This window comes from Sphingomonas sp. P4_G3 (assembly GCF_056401105.1).
Genome location: NZ_JBFUJZ010000003.1, coordinates 541,449 through 554,164, shown reverse-complemented (window position 1 = coordinate 554,164; position 12,716 = coordinate 541,449). Strand labels below are relative to the sequence as shown.

At 66.9% G+C, this 12,716-nt stretch carries 15 protein-coding genes and 1 tRNA gene; 15 read left to right on the top strand and 1 reads right to left on the bottom strand.

Annotated elements, in window-relative coordinates:
• The 7 genes from AC1DQQ_RS10810 (at position 1) to AC1DQQ_RS10780 (ending at position 6,111) form a co-directional block, all read left to right on the top strand.
• Positions 1–1,122, top strand: coding sequence for an NAD(P) transhydrogenase subunit alpha (locus AC1DQQ_RS10810; protein WP_478041470.1), 1,122 nt, complete (start codon positions 1–3; stop codon positions 1,120–1,122).
• Positions 1,119–1,460: a hypothetical protein gene (locus AC1DQQ_RS10805; RefSeq protein ID WP_478045156.1), complete on the top strand. Its 342-nt coding sequence runs from the start codon at positions 1,119–1,121 to the stop codon at positions 1,458–1,460. The genes AC1DQQ_RS10810 and AC1DQQ_RS10805 overlap by 4 nt, the downstream gene beginning before the upstream one ends.
• 4 nt (positions 1,461–1,464) lie before the next feature.
• Positions 1,465–1,776 carry a proton-translocating transhydrogenase family protein gene (locus tag AC1DQQ_RS10800; protein WP_066588195.1) on the top strand — a complete coding sequence of 104 codons (312 nt, stop codon included), beginning with the start codon at positions 1,465–1,467 and terminating at the stop codon, positions 1,774–1,776.
• Positions 1,777–1,873: 97 nt separating this feature from the next.
• Positions 1,874–3,334 (top strand): NAD(P)(+) transhydrogenase (Re/Si-specific) subunit beta, encoded by a 1,461-nt coding sequence (locus tag AC1DQQ_RS10795; protein ID WP_478031211.1) that lies wholly within the window; start codon positions 1,874–1,876, stop codon positions 3,332–3,334.
• Between the two features lie 5 nt (positions 3,335–3,339).
• Positions 3,340–4,146 (top strand): hypothetical protein, encoded by an 807-nt coding sequence (locus tag AC1DQQ_RS10790; RefSeq protein ID WP_478045283.1) that lies wholly within the window; start codon positions 3,340–3,342, stop codon positions 4,144–4,146.
• Between the two features lie 43 nt (positions 4,147–4,189).
• Positions 4,190–4,265, top strand: a tRNA-Val gene (locus AC1DQQ_RS10785).
• A gap of 199 nt (positions 4,266–4,464) precedes the next feature.
• Positions 4,465–6,111: an alpha-L-fucosidase gene (locus AC1DQQ_RS10780; protein ID WP_478045155.1), complete on the top strand. Its 1,647-nt coding sequence runs from the start codon at positions 4,465–4,467 to the stop codon at positions 6,109–6,111.
• On the opposite strand, the gene AC1DQQ_RS10775 is transcribed toward AC1DQQ_RS10780, so the two are convergent.
• A complete protein-coding gene (locus AC1DQQ_RS10775) occupies positions 6,112–6,675 on the bottom strand; it encodes a helix-turn-helix domain-containing protein (RefSeq protein ID WP_478041473.1) in 564 nt (187 codons plus the stop codon).
• Between the two features lie 314 nt (positions 6,676–6,989).
• Between AC1DQQ_RS10775 and AC1DQQ_RS10770 the strand changes: the two genes are divergently transcribed.
• The 8 genes from AC1DQQ_RS10770 (at position 6,990) to AC1DQQ_RS10735 (ending at position 12,660) form a co-directional block, all read left to right on the top strand.
• Positions 6,990–7,319, top strand: coding sequence for an ArsR/SmtB family transcription factor (locus tag AC1DQQ_RS10770; protein WP_478045154.1), 330 nt, complete (start codon positions 6,990–6,992; stop codon positions 7,317–7,319).
• Positions 7,316–7,708 (top strand): VOC family protein, encoded by a 393-nt coding sequence (locus AC1DQQ_RS10765; RefSeq protein WP_478045153.1) that lies wholly within the window; start codon positions 7,316–7,318, stop codon positions 7,706–7,708. The genes AC1DQQ_RS10770 and AC1DQQ_RS10765 overlap by 4 nt, the downstream gene beginning before the upstream one ends.
• Positions 7,705–8,148, top strand: coding sequence for an SRPBCC family protein (locus AC1DQQ_RS10760; protein WP_478045152.1), 444 nt, complete (start codon positions 7,705–7,707; stop codon positions 8,146–8,148). The genes AC1DQQ_RS10765 and AC1DQQ_RS10760 overlap by 4 nt, the downstream gene beginning before the upstream one ends.
• Entirely contained in the window at positions 8,145–8,675 is a 531-nt protein-coding gene (locus AC1DQQ_RS10755) for an SRPBCC family protein (RefSeq protein ID WP_478045151.1), read from the top strand. Before AC1DQQ_RS10760 ends, AC1DQQ_RS10755 begins: the two co-directional genes overlap by 4 nt.
• Positions 8,676–8,928: 253 nt before the next feature.
• Positions 8,929–10,137 (top strand): bifunctional alpha/beta hydrolase/OsmC family protein, encoded by a 1,209-nt coding sequence (locus AC1DQQ_RS10750; RefSeq protein WP_478045150.1) that lies wholly within the window; start codon positions 8,929–8,931, stop codon positions 10,135–10,137.
• 90 nt (positions 10,138–10,227) lie between these two features.
• Positions 10,228–11,130 carry a hydroxymethylbilane synthase gene (gene hemC / locus AC1DQQ_RS10745; RefSeq protein ID WP_478041480.1) on the top strand — a complete coding sequence of 301 codons (903 nt, stop codon included), beginning with the start codon at positions 10,228–10,230 and terminating at the stop codon, positions 11,128–11,130.
• The gene (locus tag AC1DQQ_RS10740) at positions 11,127–11,801 is read left to right on the top strand and encodes a uroporphyrinogen-III synthase (protein WP_478041481.1); all 675 of its coding nucleotides are present in this window, start codon (positions 11,127–11,129) and stop codon (positions 11,799–11,801) included. The genes hemC and AC1DQQ_RS10740 overlap by 4 nt, the downstream gene beginning before the upstream one ends.
• 31 nt (positions 11,802–11,832) lie before the next feature.
• Positions 11,833–12,660, top strand: coding sequence for a hypothetical protein (locus tag AC1DQQ_RS10735; protein WP_478041482.1), 828 nt, complete (start codon positions 11,833–11,835; stop codon positions 12,658–12,660).
• The last annotated feature ends 56 nt before the right edge of the window (positions 12,661–12,716 follow it).

Sequence of the window (12,716 nt, the reverse complement as noted above, 5' to 3'; positions counted from 1 at the left end):
GTGAAGATCGCCGTCCTGCGGGAAACCGCTTCGGGCGAGCGCCGCGTCGCGGCGACTCCGGAAACGGTCAAGAAGTTCGTCGCGCTGGGTGCCCAGGTCGCGGTTGAGCAGGGCGCGGGCGCTGCCGCCAGCTATGACGATGCCGGCTATGAAGGCGCGGGGGCGACGATCGGGACGCGGGCGGCGACGCTCAAGGGCGCCGATATCGTGCTCGGCATCCAGGGCCCCGATCCGGCCGAGTTGAAGGACGCCGCCAAGGGCGTCTGGCTGGTCGCCGGGCTCAATCCGTTTGGCGAGCGCGCGCGGGTCGACGGCTATGCCGCCGCCGGTATCGAGGCGCTGGCGATGGAATTCATGCCGCGCATCACCCGCGCGCAGTCGATGGATATCCTGTCGAGCCAGGCGAACCTGGCTGGCTACAAAGCGGTGCTCGACGCCGCCGCCGAATATGGTCGCGCCTTTCCGATGATGATGACCGCGGCGGGCACCGTGTCGGCGGCCAAATGCTTTGTCATGGGCGTCGGCGTCGCCGGGCTGCAGGCGATCGCCACCGCGCGGCGGCTGGGTGCGCAAGTCTCGGCGACCGACGTGCGTTCGGCGACCAAGGAACAGATCCAGTCGCTCGGCGCCAAGCCGATCTTCGTCGAGAATGTCGCCGGAATCGAGGGCGAGGGCTCGGGCGGTTACGCCACCGAGATGAGCGAGGAATATCAGAAGGCACAGGCCGAGCTGGTGTCCGGCCATATCGCCAAGCAGGACATCGTCATCACCACCGCGCTGATCCCCGGCCGTCCCGCGCCGCGGCTGATCAGCGATGCCCAGATCGCGACGATGCGCCCGGGCAGCGTGATCGTCGATCTCGCGGTCGAAAGCGGCGGCAATGTCGAGGGCTCGGTCGCCGGTGAAGTCGTGGAGAAGCACGGCGTGCGGATCGTCGGCCACAAGAACGTCGCCTCGCGGCTCGCCACTGACAGCTCGGCACTGTTCGCCCGCAATCTGTACAATTTCCTCTCGACCTTCTGGGACAAGGAAGCGGGCAAGCCGGTGCTCGATGAAGAGATCGGGGATGCGGTGCGGCTGACGCAGGGCGGCAAGGTCGTCAACCAGAGGCTATTGGGTTGAGCATCGCGCTCGTCGCCCTGGCGCTCGCGCAGTCCACGCCCGCGCCACAAGTGCCTCCCTCTCTGCTGTTCGGCTTCTACCGAATGGTCGCGTTTCACCAGCGCGCCGCCGACCTCAAATGCGAAGGTCCCGATCGCAAGGCGGCCGACGACGAATTCGACTCGATCCGCAAGCGCCTGATCGCGCGCTATGGCAAACAGCCCTTTTCGCCGCCGCGACCGGGTCCCTCGGGGCCCGGCGACTGCCGCGCGGTGATGATGGTCTATCAAACGAATCTCGCCGAGTATCGCAGGCTCGTCGATTCCGCGCTGGCCGCCCAGCCCGCGCCCGGAGAATAAGGCAATGGACTTCATCTCGATCCTCTCGATCTTCGTCATGGCAGTGTTCGTCGGCTATTACGTCGTCTGGTCGGTGACCCCGGCGCTGCACACGCCGCTGATGGCGGTGACCAATGCGATCTCGTCGGTGATCATCGTCGGCGCGCTGATCGCCAGCGCGGCGATCGGGATCGGCGGTACCGGCGCGACGTCGAAGTGGTTGGGTCTGCTCGCGGTGGTGCTGGCCAGCGTCAACATCTTTGGCGGCTTCGCGGTAACTGCGCGGATGCTGGCGATGTACAAGAAGAAGGACCGGCCGGCGGCCGGTCACAAATAATGCGTCACCCCAGCGAAAGCTGGGGTCTCGTGCGGCTTGGAACCGTGCGGGTAACAGGGAGATGCCAGCGTCCGCTGGCATGACGGGGTAGGACAGAATGGAAGAAGCGATCGCGGTGAATCCCTGGGCGTCGCTGGCCTATCTTGTCGCCGGGGTGTGTTTCATCCTCGCGCTGCGCGGGCTGTCGAGCCCGACCTCGAGCCAACGCGGCAACCGCTTCGGCATGATCGGCATGACCATCGCCGTGCTGACGACGCTGGTGACGCATGCGCCCTGGTTGGTCACGAACTATGCAGAAGATTCGTATGTGGCGCGCCTCGATACGGTCACGTTGATCGAAATCCTCGTAGCGATCGGTATCGGTGCCACAATCGGCATCGTTACTGCCCGGCGCATCGCGATGACGGCGATGCCGCAGCTCGTCGCAGCGTTCCACTCGTTGGTCGGCATGGCAGCGGTGCTTGTCGCGGGTGCCGCGTTCCTCAACCCCGAGGCGTTCGGCATCGCCGAAGCAGGCGTCATCTTCACCCAGAGCCGCATCGAAATGGGTCTGGGCGTCGCGATCGGTGCGATCACTTTCTCGGGCTCGGTAATCGCCTTCCTCAAATTGAACGGCAATATGGGCGGCAAGCCGATCATGTTGCCTGGCCGCCACGTCATCAACCTGGCGGTGCTCGCGGGCATCCTCGGGCTGGTCGCTTACTTCACCCAGGATCAATCGCCCTGGGTGTTCTGGACGATCACTGGCCTCAGCTTCGCGATCGGCTTCCTGCTGATCATCCCGATCGGCGGCGCCGACATGCCAGTCGTGGTGTCGATGCTCAACAGCTATTCGGGCTGGGCGGCGGCGGCGATGGGCTTCACGCTGCACAACACCGCGATGATCATCACCGGTGCGCTGGTCGGCTCGTCGGGCGCGATCCTTTCCTACATCATGTGCCGCGCGATGAACCGCAGCTTCATCAGCGTGATCGCCGGCGGGTTCGGCGGCGACAGCGGTGGCGGTGCGGCGGCGGCCGCGACCGACCGTCCGTGGAAGCGCGGCTCGGCCGAGGACGCGGCCTTCCTGATGAGCCAGGCCGAACAGGTCATCATCGTGCCGGGCTATGGCATGGCGGTGGCGCAGGCGCAGCACGTGCTGCGTGAGATGGCCGACAAGCTCAAGGAAGAGGGCGTTCGGGTGAAGTACGCAATCCACCCGGTCGCCGGTCGTATGCCGGGCCATATGAACGTGCTGCTGGCCGAAGCGAACGTTCCCTATGACGAGGTGTTCGAGCTCGAGGACATCAATAGCGAGTTCGCGCAGACCGACGTCGCGTTCATCATCGGCGCCAACGACGTGGTCAATCCTGCCGCCAAGACCGACAAGAGCTCGCCGATCTACGGCATGCCGGTGTTCGACGTGAACAAGGCCAAGACCGTGCTGTTCATCAAGCGATCGATGGGCGGCGTCGGCTATGCCGGGGTCGACAACGACGTCTTCTATCAGGACAATACGATGATGCTCCTCGCCGACGCCAAGAAGATGGTCGAGGAGATCGTGAAGGCGCTGGGGTGATCGCGATGGACGGCGCGACGCCGATCCAGCGCCCCGGAGCGCTCCTGCTGGGCCGGACCGATGCGCGCGTTCACCTCGCCGCCGCGGCGGTCCGCGCGGGTGCCGTAATCGTCGCCGAGGCTGATTGGTCGGATGCCGCATTGCCCGGCGCCACGGGCGCGCAGCTCGTCATTGCCGCGCTCGATGAGCTCGCGGCCGATACGCTGAACGATGCGGTCGACCGGCTCGGCCATGTGCCCGAAACCGAATTCGGCCTGATCGTCACGCTGGCCGAAAGCCAGATCGACGCGGTCGCGGCATCGTTGCTCGCCCGGCGGATCACCTTGCTGTGCGATCCGCAGCCGGCCGATCTCGCGGCGGCGGTCGCGCAGGCCCTGGTCGCGCCGGTCGAGCCCGCAGCCCCCCCGCTTCCCGCCACGGTCGCCGATCAACGCAGCGACTATGGCGTGGCCGCCGAGCCGGTGCAGGTCGCCGCGGCCGATGTCCGCAAGGCGATCCGCGCGCGGCGGCTGCGCAGCCGGCCATTCCCGGACGTGCTGTTCGAGGATCCCGCCTGGGACATGCTGCTCGATCTCTATGCGGCGCATCTCGAACGCGCCCAAGTGTCGGTATCGAGCCTGTGCATCGCCTCGGCAGTGCCGCCGAGCACTGCATTGCGCTGGATTTCGAAGATGACCGAGGACGGATTGTTCGTGCGCGAGCCCGACCCGTTCGACCGCCGTCGCGCGTTCATGGCACTGAGCGAGGCGGCGTTCGACCGCATGAATCGCTATTTCGCGACACTCGCGCAGAACGGCCTCGCGATCGCCTGACCCCTTGCGCTGGCGGCCAAGCCGCGTCAGAGGACAGGCGTACGGGCGGTTAGCTCAGTTGGTAGAGCATCTCGTTTACACCGAGAGGGTCGGCGGTTCGAGACCGTCACCGCCCACCATTCCTGTTCAGCATGGCAAAGTAGGCTCCAATCGCCGATGGGCGGCCGTGGCGGGCAATGCGGTCGTTTGCGCCAAAAGGCCTGCCGCATGCCCGAAAGATTGAGTGCGCATCTGGATTCTCGCTCTCGCATATGTAATCCACGTTTTCATATGCGAGAAAACGCCGAGGGCGGTTCACGCATCCGTTGGGAGCGGCCAATGCTGACGAGACGTGACGTGTTGCTGAGCGGCGGAGCGGCGGCCCTGGCCGGCGGAGTCGGTGTCGCCCAGGCAGCCACAAGCGAGCCGTTTACTGCCGACTGGCAGTCGCTTGCCGCCGGGTACCGCCACCCCGAATGGTTTCGCGATGCCAAGCTCGGCATCTGGGCGCATTGGGGGCCGCAATGCCAGCCCGAATTCGGCGATTGGTATGCACGGCTGCTGTACATGCAGGGTCGCCAGCCGTGGGACCGCGGCGAAACGGCCTATGAAAACCATGTCCGGCGCTACGGGCATCCGAGCCGGGCCGGCTTCATCGACATCATCGGCGATTGGAAGGCGGAGAATTGGCAGCCGGAGTACCTCGTCCGCAAATATGCCGCCGCGGGCGCGCGCTATTTCGTCGGCATGGGCTGCCACCATGACAATCTCGACCTGTTCGCGAGCAAGCACCACGAATGGAACAGCGTGCGCGTCGGGCCGAAAAAGGACATCCTCGCGACCTGGGAGAAGGCGGCGCGCGACGCCGGCTTGAGGTTCGGGGTCTCCAACCATTCGGGCCATGCCTGGCATTGGTATCAGCCGGCCTATGGCTATGACGCGGAAGGGCCGATGCGCGGCCGGCGCTACGATGCCTATTGGCTCCGCAAGCAACACGGCGCGGGCAAATATTGGGACGGCCTCGACCCCCAGGAACTCTATACCGGGCCTTATTATGTGGCGCCGGACGGCATCCAATCCATCAAGGAAATGTCGGACTGGCACGACAAGCGCGACGGCCAGTGGCTCGAGGGGCTGCCGTCGGGCAACATCCGCTTCGTCGAAAAATGGCTGAAGCGTCAGAAGCAGATCGTCGAGGATTACAAACCCGACCTCATGTTCATGGACCATGCCGGCGTGCCGTTCGGCAAATACGGGCTGGAGGCGGTCGCCCATTATTACAACAAGGCGGTCGAGTGGCACGGATCGCCCGACGTGATCATGACCGGCGGCGTGCTCGATGCGTTCGCGCAACGGGCGATCACCTGGAACGTCGAGCGCGGCGTGCTCGACGATATCCACGATACGCCGTGGCAGACCTGCACCTGCATCGGATCGTGGCATTATTCGCGGCCGCTCTATAAGGATAACGGCTACAAAAGCGCGAAACAGGTCGTGCAGATTCTGGCGGACGTCGTGTCGAAGAACGGCACCCTGCTGTTCAACGTGCCGGTCCGCGGCGACGGCACGATCGACGAGAAAGAAGAAGCGATCCTCGACCAGTTCACCGCCTGGACGCGGCGCAACGGCGAGGCGATCTTCGCCACGCGTCCCTGGCGCAAATATGGCGAAGGCCCGACCAAGCCGCCGCCGCCCGGCGCGTTCGGCGAGGAAAAACAGAAGCCGTTCACCGGCGAGGACGTCCGTTTCACCAAGAAGGGCGAGACGCTTTACGTCATCTTCCTCGACTGGCCCGAACGCGAAAGCGCGATCGCCTCGCTCGGCAAGACCGCGCTTCGCGATGCCGTGATCGAGCGCGTCGACCTTGTCGGCGGGCCCGAATTGCGGTTTCGCCGCGATGCCGATGCGCTGCGGCTGACGCTGCCGGCGCCGCAGGATGGCGCCTTTGCGCCGGCGCTGCGGATCAGAGGCAAAGGACTGACGTAATCACAAGGCGCGGACCAGTGTCCGCGCTTCCGCGATCCAGGCGGGGTCGCTGATCACTTGCTGGCGCTGGCCCGGCCCGAGCGGAAGGAGCTGCAGCCGGTCGCCTTCGCGCCCGATCAGCCTGCCGAACAGGAATCGCCCGCCGGGGCGCGGCACCAGCACGTCGCGGTTAAGCGCGCGGCCGAAGGCTTCGGGCTCCAGCCGCGCGCACCAGATCGTGTCGCCCGCGCGGTAATCGCCGATCCCCGCGCTGACCGATACGGCCACCGCGCCGGCTTCGGGACGCGGCGGCGGGATCAAGCTGGCTCGGACTGGAGCGAACACGCCATCCGCGCCCAGCACGGCGGCGACGGGCAAATCCGCCTGGTCGGGCAATCGCACCAAATCCGCGGCTTCGACGCCGAGCGCCGCCGCGATGCGATTGAGCCACTTGACCGACACCGTTCGCATGCCTGTCTCCAGCCGGCCGATCGTCTGCGCGGTAGTCGGCGGCACGCATCGTTGCGCGACATCGTCGAGCGTCATTCCCTTGGCGCGGCGTACTTCGCGGATCGCGGTAATCATATCGCCCCTCCGGCAAACCAGATCGGTTCGTCATCTTGTGGCAAATAGGGTGTTCTTGGCAAGTTTTTAACTAGGCGGGTTGGCCGGACGTGGCGTTGAGCCCCTCTCCCGCTTGCGGGAGAGGGAGGGGCCCGCCGCGAAGCGGTGGGAGGGTGAGGGTCTTCTTACTTCCTCTGTCTTGGCACATGCCGCTTGGAAGAAGAAGGAAGACCCTCACCCAACCCTCTCCCGTAAACGGGAGAGGGCTATAACCGAGCGAGGAAACATTAAACCGATGGGTTGACTTTCTCGGCGGCTTCGCAATATAAAACCATATGGTTGAACAACTCGATCTCACTTTCGCGGCGCTGGCCGATCCTACCCGCCGCGCGATGCTTGCCAGCCTGGCGCTGGGCGAACGATCGGTCGGCGAACTCGCCGCGCCGCATGCGATGAGTTTTGCCGGCGCCGCCAAACATGTCGGCGTGCTCGAACGCGCCGGATTGGTCGAGCGCCGCAAGGCCGGCCGTCAGCAGCTCTGCCGATTGAAGGCCGAGCGACTGCGCGAGGCCGACGATTGGCTGCGGCAATGGGAACGGTTCTGGACGTCCACGCTCGATCGGCTCGAGGCGATCATCGTCGAGGATCAGGAGAAGCTGAAATGACCGACGCCACGCCTTTCCTGATGTTCGAGGGACGCGCCGAGGAAGCGCTCGACTTCTACGTCGCGACGATTCCGGACAGCCGGATCGAGCATATCGATCGCTATGGCGCCGGCGAGCCGGGTCCGGAAGGATCGGTCCGGCTGGCGCGGGCGGTGGTCGCCGGGCTGCCGATCCTGGCCAGCGACAGCTTCGTCCACCACGCCTTCACCTTCACGCCGTCGATCTCGTTCATGCTGACTTGCGAGGATGAGGACGAGGTCGAGCACCTCGCCGCTGCACTGGGCGAGGGCGGCGGCGTGTTGATGCCGCCGGGCAATTACGGGTTCAGCCGGAAATTCGCCTGGGTGAACGACCGGTTCGGCGTCTCCTGGCAAGTGAATCTACCATGACCGATCCCATCATCCTGACCGTCCACCGCGACATCGCTGCCTCGCCCGAGCGCGTGTTCGATGCCTGGCTCGACCCCGCGATCGCGCGACGCTTCCTGTTCGCGACGCCCGATGGCGAGATGCTGACTTGCGAGATCGATGCGCGGGTCGGCGGACGCGGCTTGATCGTCGAGCGGCGGCCCTCCGGTAATGCGCACCATCGCTTGTTGTTCGAGGAGATCGACCGTCCGCGCCGCCTGGTCTTCCTGTTCGCCGCCGATCCGGCGGAGGAAGGGCAATGGACTCGCGTGACGATCGAGATCGCGGCGACCGCGGCCGGCGCTCGACTGACGCTCACCCACGAAATGGATCCGGCCTGGGCGGCGTATGAAGACCAGACGCGCCACGGCTGGACGATGATCCTCGACACATTGTCCGATACGATTGGAGACAAAAGATGACCGACAGCTTCACCGCAACCGAATTGCGCTTCGAGCGCCTCTTGCCGGCGCCGCTCGAGACCGTGTGGAAATATCTCACCGAGTCCGAGCTTCGCCAACGCTGGTTCATGGGCGGGTCGCTCGACGGCCGCGTCGGCGGCGAGATCGAATTCGTGTTCGATCACGACCAATTGTCCGACGACGACGTGCCGATGCCCGAGCGCTTCGCCGGCAATGTCGGCCGCCGCTGGAGCGAGAAAGTGGTGCGGTATGAGCCGCCGCACGCTTTTGCCTATACGTTCGGCAGCGACGCCGACAGCATCGCGACGTTCGAACTGAAGGACGCCGGCGACGGCAAGACGTTGCTGACCCTGGTGCATAGCGGCATCAAGAACCGCGATCAGGCGGCCAATTTCGGCGGCGGCTGGGCTTCGCATCTGGCCGTGCTCGAGGCGCGGCTCGAAGGGCGCGGTGTTCCCGATTTCTGGGCGCTGCACCGGGAATCGGAGGACCGCGCCAAGGCGGCGCTGGCCGGAGCCGAGGTCTGAACTACCCCCGTCATGCCGGGCTCGTCCCGGCATTCACCGTGCAGGCGAACGCGAAGCTGGAGCCGCTTGTCCTAGACTTGCCGCCCGTTGGACCCCGGCAGAAGGCCGGGGTGACGGTTGGGAGTGGCGGCCGTCGCAGTCCCTCGCTCAGCCGACGCGCCACTGACCAAAACGCTGCTTTTCCGCCATGCCGGGCCTTCGAACGGTAACCTGCATGCTATAGGCCTGGGCTCCAGCGATAATGGAGGCGAGGATGGCGCGAGAGGTTCAGTTCGAGAATGCGGCGGGCGTGGCGCTCGCGGGATCGCTCGAACTGCCGCCGGGGCGGGTCCGCGCCATCGCCCTGTTCGCGCATTGCTTCACCTGCACCCAGGCGAGCCATGGCGCGCGGCGAGTCAGCACCGCGCTCGCGGCGCAAGGCATCGCCACCTTGCGGTTCGACTTCACCGGGCTCGGCAAGAGCGAAGGCGAGTTCGCCGACAGCCATTTCGGCGCCAATGTCGAAGACCTCGTCGCGGCGGCGGCCCATCTCGAGGCGACGATCGGCGCACCCTCAATCCTGATCGGCCATTCGCTGGGTGGCGCGGCGGTGATCGCCGCGGCGGCGCTCATCCCCTCGTCGCGCGCCGTGGTGACGATCGGCGCGCCGTTCGACCCCGCGCACGCGCTGCATCATATCAGCGCGGAAGATGCGGCGCGGATCGAGGCCGAAGGCGTGGGTACGGTTGCGATCGGCGGACGTCCGTTCCGCGTCGGGCGCGACTTTCTCGATGCCGCCAAGGGACAGGATCAGGCAACGCGGCTGGCGCACCTCAAAAAAGCGCTGCTCGTGCTCCACGCGCCGACCGACGAGGTGGTCGGGATAGAGAATGCCAAGGCGATCTACGATGCCGCCAAACACCCGAAGAGTTTCGTCGCGCTCGACGGCGCCGATCATCTGCTGACCGATGCCGAGCGCGCATCCTATGCCGCGTCGATCATCACCGCCTGGGTCGAGCCCTTTCTGCTGCCCGCCAAATCGCCCGACATGTTGCCCGAAGGCTGCGTCCGTGTCGGCTCGGGCGAGGGGCCGTTCGTCCAATTGGTCGATGCGTCGGGACACACATTCCTGGCCGACGAACCGCTGCGATCGGGCGGCAGCGACCTCGGCCCCACGCCGTACGACCTGCTGCTCGCGGCACTCGGCACCTGTACCGCGATGACGATCGAACTCGTGGCGCATGCCGAGGGCATCCCGGTCGAGGGAGTCGAGGTGCTGCTCCGCCACGAACGCCGCCACGCCGACGACAGCGCTGCGGCGGCAGGCGGGCGGCCGCGGCTGGAGATCCTCCATCGCGACATCCGGCTGGAGGGCAACCTCACCCAGCAACAGCGCGATCGCCTGCTGGTGATCGCCAATAAATGCCCGGTGCACCGGACGCTGGAAAACTGTCCGACGGTGGAGACGCAGTTGGTCGATTAAATCCTGGCCATGCAGGGGGCGCCGATGCTGCCGACCGGCGGTCGCGAAAACGGAGCCGACAAGCCGGAAGCGACTCGCTAGAGGGGGGCGATGACTGTCCTCAAACTCGGCACGCGAGGATCGCCGCTCGCATTGGTCCAGGCCAATATGGTGAAGGACGCGCTGGCCGCGGCGCACGATATCGCCTGCGAGATCCACATTATCCGTACCACCGGCGACCGCGTCCAGGATCGCGCGCTGGCCGAAATCGGCGGCAAGGCGTTGTGGACCAAGGAACTCGACCGCGCGTTGCTCGACGGCGAGATCGATCTTGCCGTCCATTCGATGAAGGATGTCGAGACGATCCGGCCCGACAGCATCGTCATCGCCGCGATGCTCGAGCGCGCCGATGTTCGCGACCGGCTGGTCGGTGCCGACAGCCTGGCGGCGATCCGCGAACATGGCGTGGTCGGTACGAGCAGCCCGCGGCGACGCGCCCAGGTGCTGCGCGCGCGCCCCGATGTGTCGGTGGTGCTGTTCCGCGGCAATGTCGATACGCGGCTGGCCAAACTGGCGGCGGGCGAAGCCGATGCCACCTTGCTCGCGGCGGCGGGGCTCGACCGGCTGGGGCGCGACGATGTCGGCGTGGCCTTGGCGGTCGAGGAAATGCTGCCTGCCCCGGCCCAGGGTGCCGTCGGGATCGAATGCCGCGCCGATGACGCCATGACGGCGGCCTTGCTCGCGGCGATCGACCATCAGGCGACCAGCCGCGCGGTTCGCGCGGAGCGCGCGTTCCTGGCTGCGCTCGATGCCACCTGCCACTCGCCGATCGCCGCGCTGGCGACGATCGCGGACGATGTCGTGACCTTGCGCGCCGAATTGCTGTCCGAGGATGGCGGCGAGCACGTCGCGGGGGACGCCTCGGGACCGGATGGCGAAGCATTGGCGCGCGATCTGGCGAGTGCGCTGTTCGAGCGCACGACGCCGGCGATTCGCGCGGGGTTCGCGGGATGAGCCGCGCCATCGCGGTGCTGCGCCCCGAGCCGGGCAACGCCGCGACCGCCGCCGCGATCGAAGCGCTGGGGCTGACCGCGATCCGCTTGCCCCTGTTCGAGGTCCACGCGATCGACTGGACGCCGCCTGACGTCACGCGATTCGATGCGCTGCTGCTGACCAGCGCCAATGCACTTCGCCGTGCCGGACCGGGGTTGGCCGCTCTGCGGGGACTGCCGGTTCATGCGGTCGGCGATGCCACCGCCGCCGCCGCGCGCGATGCCGGATTGGAGGTCGTCGCGGTCGGCGATCGCGACGGCGCGGCATTGGTCGCGGCTGCCGCGGCGAGCGGCGTACAGCGTGCCTTGCTGCTCGGCGGGCGCGATCGCGCGGTGGAGGAGCATCCGATCATCGCGGAGGCGATCGCCGTCTATGCGAGCGAGCCGGTTGCCGTGGCGCTCGAGGCGCTCGACCAGCTCGCGGGATCGGTGGTGCTGCTCCATTCGGCCCGCGCGTCGCGCCGCGTCGCCGACCTGATCGATCGCGCCGGAATCGATCGCCGGACGGTGCGGTTGGCGGCGATCAGCGCGGCGGCCGCCGCCGCCGCCGGCGGGAATTGGGAGGGTATCGCGGCGGCGGCTTCTCCCGATGATGCCACATTGATCCAGCTCGCGCGCACCCTGGCCGATTGACCGCCCCTGCGCCGCGGCGGATAAGGATGCCATGAGCGACATCGCGCAAAGTCCGCCGGCGCCCGCCCGGCAGCTGACCCTGACCGCGACCATTGGGATCGCGCTCGCCACTTTCATCGTCGGGCTGCTGATCGCCGGGCTGGTTGTCTGGCGGATGGTCCCCGCGCAACCCGTGCCCGAACCGCAAGCCGCGGTGCCGGCCACCAAGGTCATCGTCGCCCCGCCTGTCGCAACCGACCCCGCCTCGATCTCCGCGCGCCAGCAGATGCTCGCCGCTGAGCTCTCCGCGCTCGAACAGCGCACCGCCGCGGTGACCGGGGAAGCCGCCAATTCCTATGGCAATGCCACCCGCGCCGAAGGCATGATGATCGCCTTCGCCGCGCGCCGCGCGATCGATCGCGGATCGTCCTTGGGCTATATCGAACAGCAATTGCGGGATCGGTTCGGCACGACGCGACCCAGTGAAGTCGCCGCGATCATCGATGCCGGGCGCAACCCGATCACGGTCGAGGATCTGCGGCTCGGGCTCGACCAGATCGGATCGCAGCTGGCGTTAGGCCCGGCCGGCGACGGCTGGGGCGGGTCGTTCGTCCGCATGCTCGGCAGCCTGGTGGTGATCCACCCGCGCAACGCGCCGTCGCCGGTCCCGGGCGAACGGCTGGCGCGGATTCGCCGCTTTCTGGCCCAGGGACAGGTCGAGGCCGCGGTCGAGGAAGTGAAGCGCCTGCCCGGCGCCGCGCAATCCAAGGCCTGGCTCGACGGCGCGCAGCGCTACATCGCAACGCGCCAAGCGCTCGACACGCTCGAAGCCGCGGCGCTGCAGGGGAATGCCGCGGCGCTGCCGCCGGTGAGAGGGTAGAGTTCGGCGTCCGCGCTTTTACCGTCATTCCCGCGCAAGCGGGGACCCATCTCGGA